This window comes from Verrucomicrobiia bacterium, assembly GCA_035629335.1.
In the GTDB taxonomy this organism is placed as follows: domain Bacteria; phylum Patescibacteriota; class Saccharimonadia; order Saccharimonadales; family Saccharimonadaceae; genus DASUUR01.
This window is the reverse complement of the sequence record DASPIB010000012.1, coordinates 1-21,418: the sequence shown is the minus strand read 5'-3', so window position 1 is coordinate 21,418 and position 21,418 is coordinate 1. Positions and strand designations below refer to the sequence as shown.

Annotated in this window: 26 protein-coding genes; all 26 read right to left on the bottom strand. The window is 47.2% G+C overall.

The annotated features are described in order from the left end of the window. Nucleotides 1–5 precede the first annotated feature (5 nt). The 26 genes from VD907_06705 to VD907_06580 all read right to left on the bottom strand — a co-directional run bounded on the left by VD907_06705 (nucleotide 6) and on the right by VD907_06580 (nucleotide 21,253). Entirely contained in the window at nucleotides 6–497 is a 492-nt protein-coding gene (locus VD907_06705; protein ID HYG84535.1) for a hypothetical protein, read from the bottom strand. Then, complete coding sequence (locus tag VD907_06700; protein HYG84534.1) at nucleotides 494–649, bottom strand: hypothetical protein; 156 nt, start codon at nucleotides 647–649, stop codon at nucleotides 494–496. The genes VD907_06705 and VD907_06700 overlap by 4 nt, the downstream gene beginning before the upstream one ends. A gap of 52 nt (nucleotides 650–701) precedes the next feature. Next, entirely contained in the window at nucleotides 702–929 is a 228-nt protein-coding gene (locus VD907_06695) for a hypothetical protein (GenBank protein ID HYG84533.1), read from the bottom strand. An 8-nt stretch (nucleotides 930–937) separates the two neighbouring features. Continuing rightward, nucleotides 938–1,483: a hypothetical protein gene (locus VD907_06690; GenBank protein HYG84532.1), complete on the bottom strand. Its 546-nt coding sequence runs from the start codon at nucleotides 1,481–1,483 to the stop codon at nucleotides 938–940. Between the two features lie 3 nt (nucleotides 1,484–1,486). Then, on the bottom strand, nucleotides 1,487–4,345 hold the full coding sequence (locus VD907_06685; GenBank protein ID HYG84531.1) for a hypothetical protein: 2,859 nt from the start codon (nucleotides 4,343–4,345) through the stop codon (nucleotides 1,487–1,489). 1 nt (nucleotide 4,346) lies between these two features. Then, nucleotides 4,347–4,817, bottom strand: a complete 471-nt coding sequence (locus tag VD907_06680; GenBank protein ID HYG84530.1) for a phage tail tube protein — start codon at nucleotides 4,815–4,817, stop codon at nucleotides 4,347–4,349. After that, a complete protein-coding gene (locus VD907_06675; GenBank protein ID HYG84529.1) occupies nucleotides 4,810–6,699 on the bottom strand; it encodes a hypothetical protein in 1,890 nt (629 codons plus the stop codon). Before VD907_06675 ends, VD907_06680 begins: the two co-directional genes overlap by 8 nt. After that, nucleotides 6,699–8,759, bottom strand: coding sequence for a hypothetical protein (locus VD907_06670; protein ID HYG84528.1), 2,061 nt, complete (start codon nucleotides 8,757–8,759; stop codon nucleotides 6,699–6,701). Before VD907_06670 ends, VD907_06675 begins: the two co-directional genes overlap by 1 nt. Further along, nucleotides 8,743–9,027, bottom strand: a complete 285-nt coding sequence (locus tag VD907_06665) for a hypothetical protein (GenBank protein ID HYG84527.1) — start codon at nucleotides 9,025–9,027, stop codon at nucleotides 8,743–8,745. Before VD907_06665 ends, VD907_06670 begins: the two co-directional genes overlap by 17 nt. A gap of 11 nt (nucleotides 9,028–9,038) precedes the next feature. Next, a complete protein-coding gene (locus VD907_06660) occupies nucleotides 9,039–9,413 on the bottom strand; it encodes a hypothetical protein (GenBank protein ID HYG84526.1) in 375 nt (124 codons plus the stop codon). Then, on the bottom strand, nucleotides 9,413–9,886 hold the full coding sequence (locus VD907_06655; protein HYG84525.1) for a hypothetical protein: 474 nt from the start codon (nucleotides 9,884–9,886) through the stop codon (nucleotides 9,413–9,415). Before VD907_06655 ends, VD907_06660 begins: the two co-directional genes overlap by 1 nt. A gap of 4 nt (nucleotides 9,887–9,890) precedes the next feature. Continuing rightward, nucleotides 9,891–10,328, bottom strand: a complete 438-nt coding sequence (locus VD907_06650; GenBank protein HYG84524.1) for a hypothetical protein — start codon at nucleotides 10,326–10,328, stop codon at nucleotides 9,891–9,893. Then, the gene (locus VD907_06645) at nucleotides 10,309–10,731 is read right to left on the bottom strand and encodes a hypothetical protein (GenBank protein ID HYG84523.1); all 423 of its coding nucleotides are present in this window, start codon (nucleotides 10,729–10,731) and stop codon (nucleotides 10,309–10,311) included. The genes VD907_06650 and VD907_06645 overlap by 20 nt, the downstream gene beginning before the upstream one ends. Beyond that, nucleotides 10,728–11,081 (bottom strand): head-tail adaptor protein, encoded by a 354-nt coding sequence (locus VD907_06640; protein ID HYG84522.1) that lies wholly within the window; start codon nucleotides 11,079–11,081, stop codon nucleotides 10,728–10,730. Before VD907_06640 ends, VD907_06645 begins: the two co-directional genes overlap by 4 nt. Further along, a complete protein-coding gene (locus VD907_06635) occupies nucleotides 11,078–11,665 on the bottom strand; it encodes a head-tail connector protein (protein HYG84521.1) in 588 nt (195 codons plus the stop codon). Before VD907_06635 ends, VD907_06640 begins: the two co-directional genes overlap by 4 nt. Further along, on the bottom strand, nucleotides 11,662–11,880 hold the full coding sequence (locus tag VD907_06630) for a hypothetical protein (protein HYG84520.1): 219 nt from the start codon (nucleotides 11,878–11,880) through the stop codon (nucleotides 11,662–11,664). The genes VD907_06635 and VD907_06630 overlap by 4 nt, the downstream gene beginning before the upstream one ends. Before the next feature lie 63 nt (nucleotides 11,881–11,943). Then, nucleotides 11,944–13,197, bottom strand: coding sequence for a phage major capsid protein (locus VD907_06625; protein HYG84519.1), 1,254 nt, complete (start codon nucleotides 13,195–13,197; stop codon nucleotides 11,944–11,946). A 2-nt stretch (nucleotides 13,198–13,199) separates the two neighbouring features. Then, nucleotides 13,200–13,889, bottom strand: coding sequence for an HK97 family phage prohead protease (locus VD907_06620; GenBank protein ID HYG84518.1), 690 nt, complete (start codon nucleotides 13,887–13,889; stop codon nucleotides 13,200–13,202). 64 nt (nucleotides 13,890–13,953) lie between these two features. Continuing rightward, on the bottom strand, nucleotides 13,954–15,117 hold the full coding sequence (locus VD907_06615; protein HYG84517.1) for a glycosyltransferase domain-containing protein: 1,164 nt from the start codon (nucleotides 15,115–15,117) through the stop codon (nucleotides 13,954–13,956). Continuing rightward, nucleotides 15,114–15,611: a hypothetical protein gene (locus tag VD907_06610; GenBank protein HYG84516.1), complete on the bottom strand. Its 498-nt coding sequence runs from the start codon at nucleotides 15,609–15,611 to the stop codon at nucleotides 15,114–15,116. The genes VD907_06615 and VD907_06610 overlap by 4 nt, the downstream gene beginning before the upstream one ends. 204 nt (nucleotides 15,612–15,815) lie before the next feature. Next, nucleotides 15,816–16,874: a hypothetical protein gene (locus tag VD907_06605; GenBank protein ID HYG84515.1), complete on the bottom strand. Its 1,059-nt coding sequence runs from the start codon at nucleotides 16,872–16,874 to the stop codon at nucleotides 15,816–15,818. Nucleotides 16,875–16,885: 11 nt separating this feature from the next. Further along, nucleotides 16,886–17,767, bottom strand: coding sequence for a hypothetical protein (locus VD907_06600; protein HYG84514.1), 882 nt, complete (start codon nucleotides 17,765–17,767; stop codon nucleotides 16,886–16,888). After that, the gene (locus tag VD907_06595) at nucleotides 17,739–19,154 is read right to left on the bottom strand and encodes a phage portal protein (GenBank protein HYG84513.1); all 1,416 of its coding nucleotides are present in this window, start codon (nucleotides 19,152–19,154) and stop codon (nucleotides 17,739–17,741) included. Before VD907_06595 ends, VD907_06600 begins: the two co-directional genes overlap by 29 nt. Continuing rightward, nucleotides 19,151–20,425: a phage terminase large subunit gene (locus tag VD907_06590; GenBank protein ID HYG84512.1), complete on the bottom strand. Its 1,275-nt coding sequence runs from the start codon at nucleotides 20,423–20,425 to the stop codon at nucleotides 19,151–19,153. The genes VD907_06595 and VD907_06590 overlap by 4 nt, the downstream gene beginning before the upstream one ends. Beyond that, a complete protein-coding gene (locus VD907_06585) occupies nucleotides 20,412–20,867 on the bottom strand; it encodes a hypothetical protein (GenBank protein ID HYG84511.1) in 456 nt (151 codons plus the stop codon). The genes VD907_06590 and VD907_06585 overlap by 14 nt, the downstream gene beginning before the upstream one ends. Before the next feature lie 140 nt (nucleotides 20,868–21,007). Further along, the gene (locus VD907_06580; protein ID HYG84510.1) at nucleotides 21,008–21,253 is read right to left on the bottom strand and encodes a hypothetical protein; all 246 of its coding nucleotides are present in this window, start codon (nucleotides 21,251–21,253) and stop codon (nucleotides 21,008–21,010) included. Between the last annotated feature and the right edge of the window lie 165 nt (nucleotides 21,254–21,418).

The following is a 21,418-nucleotide window of genomic DNA, read 5'->3' as shown; positions in this document are numbered from 1 at the left end:
GAGCGTTAACCTCTGATCCACTTATAGAGAAAGAACGCCCCTATAGCAATCGCAAACATGATGATCATTGCCCGGGTGCCGATGTTCCGCAATAGTGTACTGTCGGAATCCTTGTTCTTTATAACCGCTTCCTTTTGAACGCTTCCCGAATCGATCCGGGCAGTTTCCTTAGTGTGGGAACTGTCCCGGGCCGCGGAATCGGCTTTGTGTGCCGTTCTCTTATCCCTGCGCCCTTCAATTATCGTTTCCTGGGTCTTTCGGCCGGCCGTGTCGTAAAGCGTTTGTACGGCTTTAAACTCGCTGAAATCAACTGTAGTGTTTTCGGTGACGACACTTGTGGAAACATTCGCCTGGTAATCCCTGGCAAGGAACTTTGAATCGTAGGCGCTATCCAGGGTTGTTGTTGTCACTACCTTTTTTTTCGTACCGCACCCCAAAGAAAGCGAGCACCATAAAAATAGCATAGCAAACGCAAAATATGAAGACTTCCATTTCATCGAATATCGTTAAGCTGATCAATTATTAGTGAGCTTCTATCAATCGCGCGGGCGCAATCCCTCATAGCCCTGGTACTTTCGTCCATCGCCTGAATCATCTTTTGCCGGTCGTCGGCCATGTAGGTGCGAATTTCCGCTTCCACGGTATTCATTTTGCCCCACAGGACCCATGCGGCAATAAGCAGTACGGCGATTGTCGTACTCTTATCCAGGATCTTTTCCAGAATCGGACTTAATTTTTCCATCTTCTTCAGATTTACCGAAAACAATATTTATGACTGAGGGCAGCAGCCCGAGCAGGAAGCCAAGTATCAGGTTAAGGAACTCCTTCGAATCCGGCGAAACCGGTTCAAAGGTCACCTCGTGCACGTAGTTGAATATGAAGCCGGAAGCCCCTACCAGAAAGGCAAAGCCCAGGATTTTTGTAAACATGCGGTCTTTCATGGCATAGAGTTTATGTAAGCAACAGAATTATCAAACTCCTTTTCAAATTCTTCTATCCTGCGGGTCCCTTCGCCTGGGTTGACGATCTTGCGGGCCTGCTCAAGGTTGCATGCGCCCATTGTTACCAGGTAGTCAGAAAGTTTCTTTCCGGTGAATAGCCCGTCTCGCATTCCGAGCACCAGAATTTTAACGGCTATTTCAGGAGTTGCGGCTTTCTCCGGGAACCGGATCAAGTCCACCCCCGTTATTTTTGCAAACCGATCGTAGTTATACCTTCCGGTGATCTGAACGTATCCCCGACCCCTGAACTTTGCGCCATCCCCTGGCAGCGTATTTCCAAGCTGCTTCCCTACACGTGTTCCCGCGCCGTAGCGGCCTTCAAAATACGCCTCCGGTTCACCGTTGTACTTCTCTACCATTGAACGCCCGTAACCGCTTTCAAGTCCTGCTGTGGCAAGCACGTAGGCAATCTGCAAAGTATCTTCTACCCCGTATTCCAGGCAGGTATCGAAGATGAGTTTTTTATGTTCGGAGGTTGTCATGTATCATGTAAGTTTCAATACTGCATAGGCATATCCATTTGCCGTAACAGAGGTCAGGTTGATACCGGATAAGGGGACAATATCCCCGCTGTTTATTGTAATGCCAATCTTATCCACTTCGGTAATCGAAAGGCCTGAGAGGTACTGAGGAAGCGAAACCGTGTCTTTTACAACATCCGCATGATAATCGATGTACACAATCCAGCTTTGCCCCTCTTTGTGCCAGTATACGACAGCGTTTTCGTTTATGCTGGGATCAAAATATTGATGGTAAGCCATGCCGTGGTAAACGCCTTCGTTGGGCGCTAACTCATAAAGGCCGCGGGGATAACTTTTTGCTGTATTGTTCCTCAGGTCCCACTGTTCGGCATAACTCTTTCTTAAGGACGCTTTGGTGCTTCCGGTTTCATAGAAATAGCCATGCGCATACCCGTACTTCCGTTCTCCCCCGGCAGTTTCCAGTAGCTGAACCATCCTCTGCACAGGCTTATCAACATCCTCCACAACAGTAACATTGGGGTTATTTGCCGGTACGCTTGACCCAAAGTATACATCATTTGCACCCCCTAACGGACTTGATAAGTCGAAAGGCGCTCTGAAATTTATATTGTTGCCGTTTGCTACCGCGTTATTGGAGTTGGGCATGTAAGCCATATTCTTAACGGTCGCATCGGTTCCAGGAGTAAACTTCTGGGCCTGGAGAAATCCAATGCGGAGCAAATACCAGTCGATAACAAAATTTATTACCTCGTCAACATAAAGGGAATTGGTTTTATCGTAGGAGTAAACGATTGACCTCGTTATCATAGTGGGGCCGCTCGATGGCTCGAAGGGAGCGGACAGTACTGGCTGACGGAAATCGCCTATTTCCTGAATTTCTTTAAGAGAGAAAATATTGCCGTAATTAATACCTGCGCTTGCCGGTTTACCGTCCACAAGTAATTCCTGGGTCACCGATTTTACCGAAGGGAATATTTCTTCAGTCAGCCGCTGAGTTGCGGTGATCGTTCCTGTATGGGTCGCCCCTGAAACGTGGGTGATTGTGTTGCTGCCCATTGACCTGGGGATAACATCCCCGTTTGTTCCGGCATAGGACTTACCAAAAAACCGAAGTGTGTTTACGTCGATAACTTCAACCAAGATCCATTCAAGGGCGCTCGACTGCCATACTGAAAACAGATCCTGTGCATCTTTCCCGTGCGCCGCTGCAGTCACCTTTACGCTGGCTATACCGTGGTTTCCTGTAGTTGTTATGATGGTATCCAGCATCATAGGGCTGATATTGTCGTTCACATCGTGAATAAGACCGTCTGTATTTGCAAGCAGGCTTTCCCCGTCAGGCAAGGATTTATCGATGCGGTATACGCTATTTGTATTAGCCACCCCGTTGTTATTGGACCTGTCCCATATATGAAGAAGGTCATAGCTATTGTTAAATGGGATGCGAACGTAAAACTGAGTAGCTGACACGAAGGCGCGTAGATCAGTTTCGGGGGTCGTGGCCTCAGCCGTTGCGGACCTTAAAGGATGGCCGCTTATGCCGTATATTTCCTCGGGCGTGTTGGGGTCGTAAGGCTCATAAGGCGAAGCTTCCTTTCCCGCTTCTACCATAAACTCGTCGAAAAGGCTGTCCGATTCCGTTGCACTCCTGATAGTACAGGCCAAGAAGGTAGATTCGGGGGGAGCTAAAAACGTGCACTTACCATCAAGTTTTACAAATCCTATATCAGAGGCCCTGCCGCTAAGGATATAGTCAGGGGAATCTGCGGGAGGGCGCGGGTTTGTGCCTTTTATTATGGCCATAGCCTGCTGGGCGCTGTTCCAACCGGAGATTGTATAAGTCAGTCCCGGCTGAATAGGCATGTTATACATGGTTTTCCACCCTACTGCATCTGCAATTCCATGCCCTTCAGCAACCGACACAAAAGCATCTGCCAGTATCATTGTCGATGGATCAAATTTATTCCCAGGCTTTTCCATTTCAAGGGTTGGTAAATCCATCTGCCGGGCGGGGCTGTTCGGCTTGGACACATCGCCTAAAATCTCTCCATTGAGTATTCTCTTAGCCACTACATCGGTCCCCTGGTATTCTGCAATTGGATAAAACTCCTGGTAGGGTGTAGCTACACTGCCGGTTTGCAGCTGGTATGAATCTCGCGCCAGGTCCCATGTTCCGGTGCTGACGGCGATGTTCTGCCGGAAATAATAGCCGTTTGAGGGCACAGTAAACGTCGCGGCGGCTGGCGTAATTCCAAGCCAAGCCATATTTATATCGTAAATGTGGATATTAGCCGTATCTACCGCATACGTATTATCACAGCTTCGTGTATAGGTTTGACCAGGTGTTACTCTGATCACACCTGTAATCATGAAATTTGCCGCCACAATAGGCTCTCCATTTACTGAACTGATAGCATAACCTTCCTGAAAAGCATCCTTGTCGGCTATGTTGTGGGTCGCCGAGACTACGTTCGGCTTTTCGTTGTCGATAAGATCCAGTGCGCCTGTTGTTGCATACCCACTCAAATCTACAGTTATGGGAACCGGAAGCACGTCCCAGAACGTTCCGTTGTAGGTGAGAACGTTTAGGTTTTCTGTAGTTGTTATAGGGTCGCCGTTTACGTCCAGGAAGTTTGTGAATGTTCCTACTCCGGCGAAGTATGTTTCACCTACCGTTGGACCAACCGGATCGGTGCTTTGCTCTGCAATTCCTTCTACCACACTGATTCCTAAAAATGCTCTGGCAGACGCAATATCTATTTTTGCTCCTGTGCCGTCAGGAAGTCCGATTACCAGAAGGTCAGTATCTGACAGAGGTCCGGAATCAGGAAAATCGCTTATTTTAATGAGTTCAAGTGCCATATCATAGCTGTGTTAAATTTGTTCCGTTTTGAGTAACTACATTATCTCCGTCCTGGCTCCATACCATAACATCCTTTATCCCTCCTACGCCAGGGGTTAGCGTAGCTGAAAAGCTCACAATATCTCCGGCCGGTGCACTCAGGGTCAATGAGGTAATGAATGCTGACCCCTCATCCAGTATTTCGCTCCCGCTGGTAGCCATTCTCCAGATGAAAACTATTTGGTTTCTTTTGAGGCCCTGTAGGAACACGTAGCTGAACGACGATGACCGTTCAATTACCCCGGCGATAGAGACTGTGTAATCCTGGACAGATGGTGTATAGCTCCTCCATCCGTTATTTCCCCGTACAGTGGTTTCCATTGCGTCTGTCGTCTCAGGCAAATCGCTACTTGTCAGACAGGCAACAGGGACAAAATCCCCGTCCACTTGAATGAAAAATAATACCTCATCGCCCTTGATCAGATCAGCCATTTATCACGGGTTTAATTGTGTTTTGATACTCTGGTTCCTTGGTCACACTTGCCGCCGCCGTTGGGACGTCTATCATGCCGCTGTGCAGCTGGTTTAACTTGATAGTTGAAATCTGCTTCGCGTAGTTTATGGTAAGCCCTGTAACAAAAAACTTGTCTTGGATCCCGTCAATAGTTATCGCGCTGAAATAGGGGACGACCCCAAAAACGTCCCCTTCGTATACGTACTGGCGGCTTCTCAGGGAATACCCTATGCGTACGGCTATTACGTCCAAAAGCTCGAGCGTGGAGGGGAACAGAGGATTGTTTGTCACCGGGTCCCCTATCCATTTGTTTCCCAGCTCAATCCCTTGCGTTGGGGTCACCCCGTCATTTTCATACAGGGATCCCAGCAACGAGGCGTCACTGTCGCCATTAAATACCGTTTTAGCATCAGGTATTTCCAGTATATTCCCTTCGTTCTCGTGCCTGTAGATCCATGCTCTTAGTCCGGTATCTATTCCCTGGGAAACGGTTACTTTGGTAAATATTAGCTGAATATCAGCATCAAAGGCAGAGTTAATTATTTCGGGCTCATACAGCCTGATTTGCAGATCCCCGGCTACGGGAGGCATAGTGGTTTTAAGTTCTATTGTTCTTCCTGCATTGCTTCCTATCGGGGTTTTATTTAAATGAGAAACGCCCTCCCATTGCCCGGTCGTTCCGTTATACCAATTAGGGCCTACCTGGATACCGTATACGACATAAAAAGGCACCTGGTTAGCTGACGATCCTAAGACGTGCATATCAAGCGTCAAACCTCCGTTTTCTGCTGTAATGGCAAGAGGGTCAGAGGCGATAACTGGATTCCTTCCCGATCCTTCCACGTGCCGAATGACAAGTCCAGGGTCAAGAAATGTGAAGTCTATTAAATCGGCTTCCACAGTCCATCCGGGGGGCTCTGCCGCTAGTTCCAGCAGAAAGGTTGGATTGGTGAGTATATTTACCCTTACGCCGAGTTCATATCGCATGCGCGTAATCTTTACAGCTCTTGCTGTAGAGAGCTCCTGATTGGCGTTAACATGGTAGAAATCTTTTATTTCGGCCCATTCCGGGGCAAGTATCTTGTTTGGGTTTAGTTCTATCGATTCCATGAATAAACCGTTAACAACGGCGTATCGATAAAACTTGATAGGGTCGGATGATTGCAGCATGCGGCCCCCGGGGCTGAATACATACCAATGGCCAAGATATTGCACGATAATGAGGCCGAACGGTTCCAGTATCGATTGCAGGACCGCTTTACAGTCCATCGGCGTATCCTGATCAGCTTGCAAGTACCTTTCGTTCGATACCCGGATCCAGTCAAAATTGTCAATTCCATCCGGCGCGCCCAGGTACTCAATATCGGCCGCGATGTAAACGCTATCACTAGGGAAAGTCAACGGGGAAAGGCATGCGCAAACAATATCTTTAAGAAGATAGTTGCCACCCGCGGTAACGCCAATTTCCTGGGAATACTCGTAGTTTTCAAGCATCGAAAGTCCGTCAATTACCTGGAAGGCGGTTTCCCATTCATTTAAAACAAAGGATTGCAGGACGCCATCAGGAATTGCATACCCCTTGAACTGAAGAACGCCGCCTATTTTAAATTCGACGTAGTAATATTTTTCATCTTCCGCGTAAAGGGTATCGGCGGGTGTGTCGAGTGTGGCTAAAAAGCGCACGTTTAAACTCCCCCCTCGGAGGCATTCATAAGGATCGTCTACTTCGGGACTGTCGTATTCAACAGGATTATCACCAGCACCAATGAGTTCCGTAACATCTCCCGCAAACCCTTCCGAGTAAATATCTAACCGGCATTCCGGATCAAACTCCATAAAATATTGTAATGCCAGTGCCATTATGGGGTTATTCTGTTTCCGTGCTGTGCTTCTCGTTTCAGTATGCCTACAAGTGATCGGCCAGCAATTTCAAATACTACTGTTCCGGCTATTCCACTTGTATTAGCGGGGGATATGGTTGTGGTGCTCGATCCGGTGCTACCTGAGGACGCGCCGCCTCCGCTATTCCCGATGGTGCCAGACAGGCTTCTTGATTTCGCGGCGAATGCGGACCCGAGAGCCACTAATGCTACTCCTGCCCCAATTGCAACGGCTGGGTGTAGCGACTTGAGGGCTGTCTTGATGGATTCAAGTCCAATACCGACCGCTATCGCCATTTTGCCTAGATCCACCAGTACGCCACCTAACGCCCCTAGTAGCGCACCTCCCGCCGCGTTCACTACATTGCCGCCATTCACTAGGGCTTCCCCTAGCGCCGCGGCCACTGAACCTATTCCGTCCTCTATGCCATATCTCAGTATTTCGGAAAACCCTTCATTGAATGCCGCGGCCAACATCTCGCCTTGAGCTGTATATGTTGGGGCAATCGCTGCCGCCACTCCTTGAACCTGCTGACTGATATTCACAAGGCCGGCCGCCATGCGTGTGCCTACGGACATAGCGTATATATCTGTAATCCCTTTCTCTAGCCGCCAAAATGATGCATCTATGGCCTCTAACTCCTTTCTGGTCTCGCTTTTGGCACCCTTTCCATCACCGAGGAAGTTTTGTATTGCCCCGTCCGCTTTCTTTAGGGCTTCATAAGCCTGGTTTCCGTATTGTATTTGTTGCCTGGATTCCTGGTTAAGCTGTTTTGCGTAAGCTGCTTCCGACTTCTTGAAATTAGCTATCTGTTCTTCTAGGTCCTTTCGCCTAGTTATATCATACAGGTTAACACCCGCAGCTTGCGTATCGCCTCCAGCAGGTTGCAGATTAGCCAGATCTCGTTCCGCCTTGTACCTGTCCTCTATAGTTTGCGCTAGGCTTGCTTCCGTTTGTAATCTCCTTTTAGCCACATCGATAGCCGCATCCTGGTAGGCCCTAGCGGTCGATGCGGCAGTTATGGCGGCAGCCAGTTTCCCGTAAGCGGTTGCTGCTTCTCCTGCGATTACTTCCTCGTCAGAGAAGTTTTTTAATAGCGTCGGGTATTTGTCCCGCATTTCGTTAACGGCCGCAATCCTATCCTTTCGGGTTTGTGTTTCATCTTCCGCAATTTTCCGCAGTGTAGTAAGTGCTATGATCTCGGCCTGGGCGCTTCCTTCGCTTTCTCTAAGAAAATCAGCCAACCCTTTGACGGACGCGCCTAATTCGTCTGTTTTCTTTTTTGCCTTTGCCGCCCTATCTGAAAATAGTTGCAAACCAGTGGTTAGGACGCTAACGCCCAATATAGCAAGCGTTGCCGGATTAGCGAGGCTTCCAAGCAGGGCTGATTTCATTGATATGCCCGCAGCCTTTGCGCTGGCTGCCATGTATCCCAGGTTTGTAGTTAATTGGGTTATGTTATTCGCCACCCCTCGGATACCGTAGGGCGCGTCCTGAATTATCTGAGAAAATGATAGAGCTGCATTTGACCCACCATTAAAGGCAGCCACGCTTTTTCGTCCTACCGATTGCTGTATTGCGTTTCCCGCATGGGTGGCTTCAAGCGATATGTTTTGCAGGCTTCTGTCCATTAACCGCAAATCGGCGTACATGGAAGGATGTATAACCCCCCTTCCGAATCCGCCTCTAAGGCTTTTTGATGCCCTATCAAGTGATGTAGCCACCTTGGCAGATGTGTCAGAAAATGCTTTAGAGGCGGCCTGCATGTCGGATGTAACGCCTTGCGACCAATTCTCACTAACGGCCCCCGATCTTTTTAAAGCCGCCGCAACCTCCTGAGCGCTATCGGAAAATTCTGTTTTTATTTCCCTGGCACCTTTACTCGCTTCCTCAGAGGCTTTTCTTATGGAAATAGCTACCCTGCTGCCAGCGAAGTCAGCCTTTGATTTGAATGCCTCCAACGCAGAAGTAGCTTGCTCCATTCCGGAGATAAACTTTTTGGCATTTAGCCCTAATTCCGCATCAATCCTTGTTGGCATTGCGTTTCTTGTTATATTCTTCTCTCGCCTTTCTTAGGGCCTCTATCTGGCTTTCATTTGCCCGGTTCCTGATTCCTGTCATGAACTGATCAAAGGTCTTTGGCAGCTTCTTAGGGTCGTGGGACGGAGCGATCATCGAATGCCAGGATAATAACCGAACTTCGTCAAACCGTCTATCCTGCTCCCTGAACCACCCCTGTTTCTTTATCACGAACTCAGCCCATGTCATGCACCACACATCCCAAAGCCTCATCCCGAGTTCTCCCACAGCAAAGCCTATTACGTCTTTGTTCCAGTCGCCTTTTTCGGCTTTTTTTTTGAAAGATCAGCCTTCGGGACATTTCGCATCAGGCATTCTTCGGCGAACTTTCTGAACTCGGCCACGAACTTCATATCCGTGTTTGTCCATAGCAGGAAATCGGCTTCTGTAAAATCTGGACGTATCCCCTCTATCTTGCAATCAAGAATTGCAGCGTAGTAGGCCATAGTGATCATGTTGGAAACCGATTCGAACCGCTTGCCTTCTTTCGCGTCCCCCGCGGCTACTGACATAAAATCGATGTCGTTATCCAGGCAAGCATCTTCTATTACCCGAAGACCGAACGTAAAGCCGATCTCTTTGCCGTTAAGCTGTAATTTGATCCTTCCGTCCATTATACCGTGCTTGCGTGAATATCGCCTTCGGTCACGTCACCAACGCCAAGTAAGGTTCCGGATGCGGTCACTACTTCGTCTCCGGCCGGTGCGGTAAGTGCCAGGTTAGACATGTAAGCAGTTCCCGAATAGAGAAGTCCTTGCACCGCCTGACCATCTGGGCCAGCGAACTTCCAGTCAATAGTGCCCGCTATCGCCTTCTTTCGTAAAGAGTTATAAGACTGACGAGCAGTATCACCATCGGGCTCCGTATTAATGAACTCCAACTCAAATCCAACCTCATAATTGTGCCCTGTTTGGGTGCGAACTGTTTGTCCGGGATTACATTTGTTTCGCTGCTCGGAGAAACTCCAATTATCGGTCAGCGAATTGGACGTTAAACACGCGGCCGGTTCCCATGCAGGAATCGCTTCCGTATTGTCCCATATCCACAACAGGAGGTTTTCGCCTGGTAAATAAACTTCGTTTGCCATAACACTATGTTATTAAGTTGCTAAATGTTAACACGTTTCTAAATGTTGAATTAATAACTGTGTCCTCTATTATTGACACAGACAATTGCTTTCTCGTCCTTACATTGTATCCGCCCGCTATCTGAAGTTGTCCCCGGAATACATTTACAAGCTGTAGAATGCCATTGGAAATAAGCTCGCTTAAAAGCTTGCCCCCCTTATTCTTTGGGAAAACAGTCACCACGTCTAGCGTGATAAAGCATTCCTGCTTCTGCCCGCACTTTGTATTTGTAACCTCTACAGACTGTTGATCCCTTACAATCACGTAGCATTTGGCCTCCCGGATAATAGGCGGCGTACCGCGCAAAAACTCGTCGTACACTGGGACGGTTATAGCATCCACCTGTAGTGCAGCCAGCGCATCTATATACGCCTTTCTGATATTATGCGCGTGCTCGAACATACTTCTTCAACTTTTCAATGTACCTGATCGCTTCCTCGAAAAAAGACGGGTAGAAATACGGCTGTCCCCTTAATGTGCCGCGACCGGTCTTGAAATACGTCCTGGCGATGCGCCTTACTTCTGGATCCGCACTTGCCAGGTATGCTTTTGCTGCGGCTCCGGTATGAAACTCATAGTACGCATGCATGTCGTCCTCCCTGGTCTGAACCGCAATATTTACCCTGGCTGCATCTTTGGTAATTATTTCATTCCTCAGTATGTTCACAAAGTCCGGCTTCCTGCTGTTGGCTTTCCGCTCTACCGCCTTTCCAGTATTTGAAAGTATAGTTTGAGCGCCAGCTACCATATTTGTTAGCCTTTTGTCGAATGACCCCTTGTGCTTTACCTTGAATGTTATTATCATACTGAATCGCTAAATCTGTCTGCCCAAAGAATTGCTACTCGCTGCCGGTAATTCACGTCTACTATCTTTTTGATCGAGTACTTGTTACCGTCAATTTCAATCTCTTGCTTAACTGTGGGCTCGAAACCTGCCCTTGTTCGCATTACCACTTCGTATGGATTGGTCATTCCAATCTCCAGCGCATGAAATGTAGGCTGGCCGCTTAGCGGCGTAACCCCTACTTTTGTCCGGAGCAGCAGGGCTCTTGGGCCTGGAACCGTTCCACCGTACCCATCTGGAACATCAGGGTAATCAAAGAACTCCCCTATCCTGTTGAACTGACCCGCATGTACGCGTGTAGTCTTATTCACAGCCAAAGGTTTTTAGAATGTCCTTCGTAGTAGTACTCCATGTTAAAACCTATTGGGTTTTCAGAATACCCTACAATCATGTTCTCGTTGTATTCGAAGCAGCTTGAAATATCTTTTATCAGTCCCGTTTTTACGCTTTCTGGAACCCCCAGCGTTCCCCAATCGCCCGCGTTGTAGGTGATGATAGCGCCTTTAGGCACATCGATGCGGCCCTGGTGATCGCTCTTGTAGGCAAGTGTATTACCGTCTTTATCGACCACCGAAACAATTGAACCGATAGGCGAATAAGGCAGCTCCACAAAACCGGAGGTATGTTGCCAGCTTACCTTAAATACTTGCGGCCTCAAAGAACGGTTCATGAACTTTTCTGCCCTTTGTCGAGCAGATCGGATCAATTTGCTTAATACCGCATCCCAATCCGTATAGTCAATATTCAGCTTCTCCTTAACTTCATCCAGGGAAAGCGGTTCATTTCCGGTTTCTGAAACTGGCTCCAGCTGCATTCCATATGTTCCGGAGTTGCAGCCTTTCCATGTCACCCGGTTGTAAATGAAATTATCGCCGTCCTCGGTGCTGAAGATCATGCCTTTTTAGTTTTGCGCTTCGGTTTGTATTCCTTTGTTACCGTTTCCTCTTTTTCTTCCTTAATCAGTGGTTCGGAAGCGGGGAGGATGTTTACGAAACCTGCTTTTTTCAAAGCATTGCCTCGTATGGCATCTACTTCAAATTCATCCCCAGGATACCGGAAAGTGTTACCCCACGAATAATCCCTAAACCCTTTGATTGTTACTACTTTCATGGCTTTTTAATTAAGGGCCCGGCTTTTACACCGGACCCTAAGTGAACGACCTAAACCAATCAATTAAGCAGTACCAGCAGAAAGGTCCACGCTGATAAAGCTGTCAGGGAAGTAGATAGGGAGGGCAATGCGTTCCTCTACCAGCACAGTTACCAGGTTGGACGTGAAGTTATTGGCGTGCTCAAACGCATACCGAACTACAGGCCCCATCCTTTGGAATATCCTGGTTCCGCGAGAGAAGTCACCTACCAAGGCTTCACCCTGAAGCAATGAGCTGGTTTGGTACACCGGAACCCCGGCAACGTTCAGAGCGACAGCACCCCAAATTGCAGGATAGGTGTACATGCCATTGGAACCCTTGTTGATCAGCAGTTCCATGTAATCCTCCGGGGATACAATTATGCCGGTTGCCTGGCGTTTGAGCCTGCGTTCCTGGGCAAGAGCAGCAGCCAGCTTGTCCCATACATTTGATGCAGCTGTTACCGATCCAGAAGGCAGCGATAACGGCGTCGCAATCGTGTAAAGACCTTCGATATCTCCTACTCCGGTTCCTTTCAGGATCTTTTCATCCTCAACGTCAAACAGCGCCTGCGGCAGTTCAGAAGCCAGCCAGTCGCGGCTACCAACGATATCTTCCAGGAACTCGTCTGTTACCGTAAGGTGACCTGCAACCTTGTATACATTTGCAGTTTCTACAGTAGGCGTATAGTTCAGTTCAGGCTTCAGCGCACCCTCAGCCACCGTATTGATCGTGTTGCCTTCAGACCCAATCGTCATGCGCACGTAGCGAATGGCGTTTGAAACTGTTGGAGAAACAGGGATAATGCTGCGCATGTGGAAAAACTCATGCGGGGCCGACTGAATGGGCTGAAAATCGGGAGCCACAGAATCAGCTACCGTAGCAACAGCTTTGGTCTCCATCGGTATTTCAAAGTTGGTGCGAGCCGCAGCCTTCTTTTCAATTAACTCGGCGTTCTTTTCCAGTCCCTCGGCGATCATATCCCCCAAGGCTTTCCGGCGCATTCCGTGAATTGCTTTGCCGAAATCAGCTTCTTTCACCTTTGCAGATAACTTGTCGTGCTGATCCTGAATTACCTTGATTTCCTTTTTCAGGCTTTCAGTAAATTCATCCTTCAGCTTCAAAGCTTCTGCTTTTAAGGCTTCGATTTCTGCCTTTTCGGCTTTGCCTTCCATTTCTGACAGGGCCTTTGCGGCTTCCTGCAATGCTTTTTCGGCTTTATCGCCAGCGCCCTTTACGCCCTCTTTCAGCTCCTTGGCTGCAAGATCAATGGCGTCCTTTATTTCTTTTACTTCCATCTTTAATTTAATTTGAATGACTTATGAATGTGATTTATCACTTCGTCATCGGCTAAAGTGGAAGCATCCGGCTTTAGTGAGCTATAAAGTGATTTTACTTTGCTTTCTATGATTAGGTAGGTCTCATCGGTATAATTACCCCGCTTCAGTGCTTTTTCAAGCAGGTCAAGATCATCGACTATATCAGTCAATGACTTCACGCCAAGCATAGGGGTATTGCTGTTTGCCCCGAGGAATTGTAAGGGGCTTATTTCGAGTAACGCTATTTCGGTGAGGTAATTAGCATCCCTTCCTTTATTTTCTTTAATTATTCGGTAGCCGAAACTGTGATTTTTAATTATGCCATCCTCTGCCATGTAAAGAAAGTCGCGGCCGTTGGTGTGCCTCCCAGCTTTCCCCTCGTAGTAAGCTCTTTCGTTGTCCTCCCAAATACGATTTACCCGGCCTGCTGCTTTCTTTTTATCGTGATCCATGAGCAGAGCTATAAGATCCGCACCTTCCGGGCCTCGCTCTTTTACTGATTTATTGAATGCTCCTTTTTGGACAATATCGCCATCGCTGTCTTTGCTGCCGAAGTGAGAGAACACCCCCACGACAATGCCTTGTTTGGCATCAACGTCAGCGAATCCCTCTGAAATAGCTTTTCTTAGCATAATAAATACCATTCTGCCATCACGGCTGTAAGTATTCAAAATTACCTTAAATCGATAATTTCCTTAGCAAATATACCTATTTTCGATAAAAACAAAAATTAAATCACACTAAATGTTGAACGCTGGATTTTGGTGTGTCAGACCAGATACGGAAATTATGAAATACGTATACCCCGGTCATGAGGCCTACCTTCCCTATTCTCCTGCAATCATTCGTGAAATGACTGTCAAAACCGAGAGCCTTTTCCCGAAACTTAACCTTATTCCAGGTTGCCTTACTAAACAGCATAAGCAGCCCGGCAACGCTTCCGTTATTGTTTTCTACTTGTCCGTACCTGGTAAGCTCAAGCTCGAGGGCCATTTCGTAATGCTTTACGATATCCCGCTCGTCGAACATCCCTTCAATGCACTGATGCGGAGATACAAGACGATTGGTCATGCATCCCATTAAAGTATAGTTCTGCCCCGAACCGTTGACAATATCTTCTATTTGCTTTCCCCAATGCGACGTCAGGAACATGCTGTCCCCATCTCGTACGCATATCCAATCATGTTCCGGAATGTGCTTGCAGAAATCATTGATGCACTTACCAAAGTTCTTATCCGTGTCCCAGATGGTCATGTAATGAACTTTCGCCTTCATTGTTTTTGTTGGCTGATTGTGAGAGAAAATATGAAAGAAGGATCTTGCTACATGGGCTGGTAAACTATTCGGTCTTATTCCGGTTAGATGCACAGCGTGGGGGAGGCTCAATTGATCTCTATGGGTAAACTTTGCGGTAAGGAAGGCCCACTGCTCGCATAGCAATACGACGGCTTCAGACTTATCGCGTATCATAAACCCAGTTTCCCAAAGGCCCTCTTTGCGCCGAACCCTGTCATGGATAAGCGCATCTTTTTGCCTTTGTACTTTGAGGGGCTGAGCTTTCCCGGAGCGTAGGACAGCCTGGCATTCATCATATACACAAACTCTGGACGGATGCGCCGATAAATGAAAGCCGGGCTTCAGTACCGGCGAAAGATCCTTTCTTAACTCATGGCTGCCATCAACCCAAACGGTTTGTTCGTATTCGTGCAAATAATGATGCGGCCTTATCTTGATATCCCTTTGAGTAAATACGTCGCCTTTTGCGGGCCTGAATTTCCAGACCTTTGAGGTAAGTTCCGGATTATCGGTAAAACAGATATAATCAAACCCGGGTTGAATAAAGCAGGGCTCTTTAAGGGTATCGTACCCATTCAATATGCAGGTGTAAATTGCCTTCATGCAATGCCGATCTGTTGCCTGGTTCTTCCTTCTACCTTGTTCCAATCCTCATACGCCAACGGTACTTCCCTCATATGAAGGAGGGTAATATTGCTATCCCGATAATTGACGTCAATTCGCCGTATCTTATTCCAATACAGATGAACGAAAGGCACTATCTTTTCGGTATACATGCGCTTGCGGGTATCGTGAAATGCGATTATTCCCTTATTAGTTTCCAATGCCTTGTTGGCGAAGGATATACGCATTTCCCTAAATCCGTCTATAAATAGCAAATCATGCTCAGGAATGGACAAATCATTTATCGAATTAAAGTGTTTTATATATACGTTTTCGATATTCAGGGATACCAAATGTTTCTTGGTTTTGCTGATCCAATACTCGTTTGTCTCATAGCTGGTAACATGTCCCTGGGAGTAATGTCCAAGTATTTGCGTACTGCCTCCTGAGCCAAATTCTACAATGAGCGAATGAGTTTGAGCCAGTTCTTTCAATACCTCCGCGTCTCGCCTCGATAGATCCCCTATAAACTCAAGCATCAGTTGACGTTTATTTTTTTAATAGGCAAATCCATCTCGTGGTATTTCATAGGATGTATTTCGGGTTCCTGCCGTTTTGGGGGCTGTTCGGACCTCCCGACATTATACCCTATCCCAAGTCCTATCAAGAATGTTAATAATGCCAGTAATGCCACCATATTACGTTGCGATTATATTGGCCGCCCTTAATTTTGCAAGCAGTGCATTGAAATCTGCCACCAATCCTGCTATATCATTTGCTGTGCTATCCGCCTGGGCCGCTCCCTGAGCGGCAGTCAACTTTGCATTTATCTGCGTTTGTATTGCGCTTGTAACGCCAGCCAAATAACCTAACTGCGTATTGGTAACCGGGCCTATAGAAGTTGTTGCAGGCAATACTACCGTTCCTGTAAAGGTCGGGGATGCTACATTTGCTTTTGCCGTGAGTGCGGCAGGAAGCCCTGTTACGCCGGTTTGCGGGATAGCCGGAATTTGAGCAGCGGTAAGTCCGGTGATCCCAGAGCCATCGCCTACGAATTTCGCTCCAGCCTGTGCCGTAATTTCTCCGTTAGTTTCTATAGTTAGACGAACCGTAGGCGCAGTATCGGTCGTTACGTTTCTGGTCGCAAAAAGGAGCTTTCCCATGTCGCTACCAGATCCACTTGTTTCCTGGTAACCCATTACTGCTGCAGCGTGGCTTGAATCCTCGGAATGCCGATATCCGAAACCGATGAGACGGTATGAATTGGTATTGTATTCGGTTCCTCCCAAATGCAGGTAAACCGAAGCCAAGTCAAATGTAGTAGGCGCGTTGTTGTGCCCGGTTCCGGTTGGATATTTGGTAAGAATTAACTTACTTCTGTTATTTGGGTCTGAAAACAGAATTGGCCCTGTCATAGTGTCGCCGGCCTTCAAAACCTTATTATCGAGCTTCGTCACTACGGCGGGATCCAGCATGATTTCAGTAATTGATCCATTGGGTATTCCAATATCACCTCCGTCATCGGGAGCCAGGGCATTCGCTTGCAACCAAGCATCAAGTTCGGCTTCAGATCCGAAAAAATCCCCTGTTTCCTCGTTTATCGTGCTGCCGTAGAATGTTATTGGAGAAACCTCATCAAGAGGAACACCTCTTAACACCCATCTCCCGTTTATCTTGTTACCAACTATGCTGTTCTTTTTGAAACGGACATTGTTTATAAAAACCGTGTCGCTGTTTACCTTGAGTGAAAGTGCCATAATAAATAGTGTTAAATTAATACATTAGAAAATGATTCCACGTAATCTATCCCGTATCGTTTTATTACCTCCTGCTCTGTTGCTATAAGCTGTCTGCATCTGCAGTTGATCGTGTTCCCCGGGCTTCCTTCTGGATCTCCCGGGTATCTTAATAGCTCCCCTCCTACTTCGAACCTGTCACCGAGTGGAATAGGGCGCACATCCCGCATAGCAAAGTGAGCTGGGCGTGTCCTATCATCTTCCATTGGTATCCATCCATGCCAAATGGTGACCTCATTCGCCCTCCCGTATCCAGAAGCCCCTTGTTCCACGCCAGTGTTCAAAATTGTTGTGGCCTCAGTCCTTGCTATTGTTAAGGCATGGGGATCGATAAAATCACGAGCAGATAATTTGCTTAAAATGTTTTGCTTTTCTGCCTCACCCAATGTAATCGGAGCTCCCCTTCTCCTATTTATTCCTGTAATGGCTTCACCGCGTACAGGACCACTGGTTGACGACCTGTTTAAAATGTTCTGCCCCTCACCTTCATCCAGTATAACCCTTGCTACCCTCCGCCTGGTTGTTTCTGTAATCGATGCCATGCGCGTGAAAATATCTGTAAGCAGATACATGGCAGCAAACTGGTTCCAGGCATCAACTATCCATTCAGGGATCAGGTCCTTTTTACGCTCCAAATCATTGTACTGATTCCGCGCTACTAAGATAAGCATTTTCGGGTAAAAGTCATTGAATGCCAGATAAATAGGATCTATTTTTACCAACCTGTTTAGCTGACTATTAGCATACTCCGGTCCTCGTTCCTCAATCGCTTGAAGAACCGGCGCTACCTGGTGCCTGAGGCCACGCCTGATGATAGGGAATATCCTACGCTCTATTTGGCTGTGCGTTATCATATGCGTCGTTTTCTCCCGATGGATCAGGCTCAGGGATTGGTGTCATAGCTTGGCTTAAAAGCATCTTGCTTGTGGGCATTAAGGGCTCGTCCATCCCGGGTAATCCTAATTCCTCATAACCCATTGCCTCGCGCTTTTCATCATACGTCAGCCAGTCGCTTTCTTTCAGCCATTCCGATAATTTCTTAAGGTCCTCCTGCAGTTCTTCGTATACGTCGGTATTGAATCCCACATAAAGGCCTTTCCCGTACAGCGGCACAAGGTGTTTGTTGATTCCTAACGCCAGCTTGTCCAGCTCTGGTAAAACCGCATCGGTTATTCCCGCTTTTCTGGCTTCTTGGTAATTGCTTTGCGCTGCATTCGCCCGGTCGCCCATGAGAATCGAGGGCCAATGATATACATTGCAAAGCGTTTGTCGGTCATATTTCAGGCTGTCTATGATATTAAGGTCCACCGGTGACATGCCAATCTGATGCCAGCCTATTTTTCCGTTTGTGGCGAATATCCTGCCTCTGTTCCTGGAACCGGCAATTTCTTTATCGATCTTCGCTTGGAGCTGTGACATGTATTCAATACTCTTTGGAGATCCAGCATCGGGCCCTTCATTGAATACAAACCCCGCGGCTCCTGAATTACAAAAGGCTGAAGCAAGGGACTGGATACCCTCGTTATTCTGCTGGACGGTTTTTATCGCTGCTCTGAGCGGCGACTGCCCTCTTAAATGCCCTCCGTACAAATCATACTCCGGATTGAAGTCGGCGACATGTATTACCTGATCAGCCGGGATTTCAATTGTTAAGTTTCCGATGCTCATTTTATACCCCTGGACCGGCTGTTGCCAGGTGCCCGCTACCTGCTGGACATATTGAGGTGGCATATTGTACATTGCTACCGGTTTGCCTGCGTTAATGCTATCCTCCCCAGGCTGCTGCATGTACCACATATACTCCCCGGTGAGAAGATGAAATCCTACTGTATTTCCAGCAAATTCCTGCCAGCTTTGGTTTTCATTGGGATTGAGCAGTCTTGCTTCAAGTTCCGTGTCGCTGATTTCTTCAAGGGCCTTCTTACGGAAGGCATTTGCCTTTGTTCTGATGAATGGGTCTTGATTGTTTTTCAGCCCCTTGTACCCTGCCAGGGCTTTTTCGTCAACTATCCTGTAAACCACAGGGGGCGCAAGAATGGTCTTTCCGATAATAGAGGATATGATCGAATATACATCGGCGTTCATTTGGTAGCCCGTCCTTACGAATACCCTCTTATCCTCATTATACCACACAATGCCGCCGTTCCCCATATATGCGTAAAGGATCTGGTTTAGCAGGTTGCCCCCTTCCGGTGCAGGCTGCCCGCTGAACTGCCGGACTAATTTTTTTAATATGTTCATCCTATATAGTATTCGTATGACCGGTGTGAATGCGTATAAAGTCCGTACCTGAAAGCATCCATGAAATGGTTGTTCTTATCTTCTGCCCTGTCAGTCGGGTTCTTTTCCTTGTCAAGCGCCCATTTGTATTCCTGATATTCAAGTGCTGCGTTGGGGCTGTCTTCGGTCAAATGCACAATCTTTGACTGAATGTATTTTATCCCAGCGTTTACGCTATCGGTTCCTTTCAATGCCGGTTCCACAAACCATCCGAGATCCTGAAGTTCTTGAATACTTTTTGGCTCTGCACTATCGGCGTAGATGCATAATGATTTATCTACGCCGATATCTTCCATAAGGCGCGAAAGTTCGGGATTGGTCAGGCCAGCCATGTAGATTAGTTCGCGGGCATAGGCCTTATTGTTATGCTCCTGTATTTCAACCAGGGCGACCGGATCGCTGGAATAACCGAAGTCAAGACCGTAATACATATCGTATCCTTCATCGGGCATGGACTTGATGAACTTCCAATCCCGGAAAATGCGGCCCTTTGCGCCTTCTGATACGAGGCCCTCTACCATCGTATAATAATGATCCGGATTGTATAAATGGCTGCTTGGGTTTCCATACGCCATGAACTTTTCTACGGTAGTCCGGTTCATGTTGGAAATATTATCCCTGTAGGTGGTGTGTATGCTGGTAAATCCGTCGATTTGTTTCTTCTCCGCTGTATAATACCCTTTGTACTCGCTTTCTGTCAGATTGTAGAATCGCCTGATCAGCCAGTGGTTTTTTGATGGAGGGTTAAACAGGCAAATAATCTGGATGGTATCGACCTTGACGGTTCTTAGTGTGTCGTCCAGCTGGTTAAATTCTTCTTCGCTGCATTCCTCGGCTTCTTCTATCAGCACATGGGTCATGCCCGCCAAAGACTTCATCTTTGCGCTATGTGTGCCGCTGGATTTCCTGAAGCCTTTTGAGATAATACTGTTTCCCGTTGGCCTGTAGGTGGCCGTCATCAGGCTTTCGTTAAAGTCGAATAGCGATTCATCGATGCCGTTTTCCTCTATCCTGTCTTTGAAGTCCTTCCAAAGGCTATTGCGGATATCCCCGAAGACGTGCCGCATGAAGCAGCCCCGGAAGTAATCAGGCTGCATTATTTTGAAAAGGAAATAATCAGTACCAAAGTGAGATCCTCCGCGGCCGCGGCCTCCCCAAATATGGATATGCCTGTCCTTTGAGAAAAAGACAGGCTCGAAGCACGCGTTGAAGGTTTGGCTAATCGTTTCCATTCATGTGCTTGAATATTACTTCGTGCTTGTGGGCTATGGGTTTGCCGTCTTCACCTGCGTGCTCATTGATGATTTTATCAGAGAACTTTTTAGGGTTCATCTTGCCAAGCATCCATTTTCTGGCGTCGATCCTGAGACGTGACCGGTTTATCACTTCGTTATTGACCCTGGGTATACCGTCCTCGTCAAGAACTACGTCGTTGGTGCTATCGTCGGCAATGCTGAGTATTTCCTCAAACATCATTTCTGCCCTAACATTGGCAGCATATGCGTATTGTTGTGCTTTATTAAGGTCGCTATTTATCAGATCATAGAACTTTTTCCATTTGACAGGCGGATTATTGCGAAAGATACTTCGCAAGGATTCTCCCTCACATATCCTATCAAGCACCTGCTTAAATTCAGCGTCCCAATTTTTGCCTGATCCGACGGTCTTTGCCATAATACAAATATATAGCTTCTCGATAAATATACCAAATATCGATATTTTATAGCGTGGTAAAGTCTAAATTTTGTTTACTTTTTCTATGGTTTACAGTGTCGGTGGACAGGGTTTCAATTTTTATAGTTCCGGGGCGAGGCTTAGGCGTTTTCTTTCAATTGCTCAGGAGGCGTATACCAATAACTCCTATCTTTGGCAGATGGGGCCCCAATAGGCCTGCTCAAGTCAGAGTACACCACTTCGTTGCAATCTGCAATAACGATTTTGCCGCCGTTGCTTTCATATACCACACCTGCATTCAGTCTGACCTCTCCATCGTACAACAAACCTACTTCCTTATCTTGTGGAAGTTTCTTTAGTTCCTTTATCAACTCTGATACTTTCATACTGCTAATTTACAGATTTTTAAAATGAAAAAGGCCAGGTAGGGGCCCGGCCAATTTCGTTTTCTCTCCGCTCAAGAAGAATCATTCTTTTATACTATTTAAGTATAAATATTTCCTTAGTGGTGAAGCCATCGATCCGAGAGAGTTTAACCCCCTTTCCCCCTT

What these genes read in the sequence shown, in the direction of transcription:
- VD907_06705 (HYG84535.1), bottom strand. Translation starts at nt 497, where the DNA reads ATGAAATGGAAGTCTTCATATTTTGCGTTTGCTATGCTATTTTTATGG.
- VD907_06700 (HYG84534.1), bottom strand. Translation starts at nt 649, where the DNA reads ATGAATACCGTGGAAGCGGAAATTCGCACCTACATGGCCGACGACCGG.
- VD907_06695 (HYG84533.1), bottom strand. Translation starts at nt 929, where the DNA reads ATGTTTACAAAAATCCTGGGCTTTGCCTTTCTGGTAGGGGCTTCCGGC.
- VD907_06690 (HYG84532.1), bottom strand. Translation starts at nt 1,483, where the DNA reads ATGACAACCTCCGAACATAAAAAACTCATCTTCGATACCTGCCTGGAA.
- VD907_06685 (HYG84531.1), bottom strand. Translation starts at nt 4,345, where the DNA reads ATGGCACTTGAACTCATTAAAATAAGCGATTTTCCTGATTCCGGACCT.
- VD907_06680 (HYG84530.1), bottom strand. Translation starts at nt 4,817, where the DNA reads ATGGCTGATCTGATCAAGGGCGATGAGGTATTATTTTTCATTCAAGTG.
- VD907_06675 (HYG84529.1), bottom strand. Translation starts at nt 6,699, where the DNA reads ATGGCACTGGCATTACAATATTTTATGGAGTTTGATCCGGAATGCCGG.
- VD907_06670 (HYG84528.1), bottom strand. Translation starts at nt 8,759, where the DNA reads ATGCCAACAAGGATTGATGCGGAATTAGGGCTAAATGCCAAAAAGTTT.
- VD907_06660 (HYG84526.1), bottom strand. Translation starts at nt 9,413, where the DNA reads ATGGACGGAAGGATCAAATTACAGCTTAACGGCAAAGAGATCGGCTTT.
- VD907_06655 (HYG84525.1), bottom strand. Translation starts at nt 9,886, where the DNA reads ATGGCAAACGAAGTTTATTTACCAGGCGAAAACCTCCTGTTGTGGATA.
- VD907_06650 (HYG84524.1), bottom strand. Translation starts at nt 10,328, where the DNA reads ATGTTCGAGCACGCGCATAATATCAGAAAGGCGTATATAGATGCGCTG.
- VD907_06645 (HYG84523.1), bottom strand. Translation starts at nt 10,731, where the DNA reads ATGATAATAACATTCAAGGTAAAGCACAAGGGGTCATTCGACAAAAGG.
- VD907_06635 (HYG84521.1), bottom strand. Translation starts at nt 11,665, where the DNA reads ATGATCTTCAGCACCGAGGACGGCGATAATTTCATTTACAACCGGGTG.
- VD907_06630 (HYG84520.1), bottom strand. Translation starts at nt 11,880, where the DNA reads ATGAAAGTAGTAACAATCAAAGGGTTTAGGGATTATTCGTGGGGTAAC.
- VD907_06625 (HYG84519.1), bottom strand. Translation starts at nt 13,197, where the DNA reads ATGGAAGTAAAAGAAATAAAGGACGCCATTGATCTTGCAGCCAAGGAG.
- VD907_06615 (HYG84517.1), bottom strand. Translation starts at nt 15,117, where the DNA reads ATGAAGGCAATTTACACCTGCATATTGAATGGGTACGATACCCTTAAA.
- VD907_06605 (HYG84515.1), bottom strand. Translation starts at nt 16,874, where the DNA reads ATGGCACTTTCACTCAAGGTAAACAGCGACACGGTTTTTATAAACAAT.
- VD907_06600 (HYG84514.1), bottom strand. Translation starts at nt 17,767, where the DNA reads ATGATAACGCACAGCCAAATAGAGCGTAGGATATTCCCTATCATCAGG.
- VD907_06595 (HYG84513.1), bottom strand. Translation starts at nt 19,154, where the DNA reads ATGAACATATTAAAAAAATTAGTCCGGCAGTTCAGCGGGCAGCCTGCA.
- VD907_06590 (HYG84512.1), bottom strand. Translation starts at nt 20,425, where the DNA reads ATGGAAACGATTAGCCAAACCTTCAACGCGTGCTTCGAGCCTGTCTTT.
- VD907_06585 (HYG84511.1), bottom strand. Translation starts at nt 20,867, where the DNA reads ATGGCAAAGACCGTCGGATCAGGCAAAAATTGGGACGCTGAATTTAAG.
- VD907_06580 (HYG84510.1), bottom strand. Translation starts at nt 21,253, where the DNA reads ATGAAAGTATCAGAGTTGATAAAGGAACTAAAGAAACTTCCACAAGAT.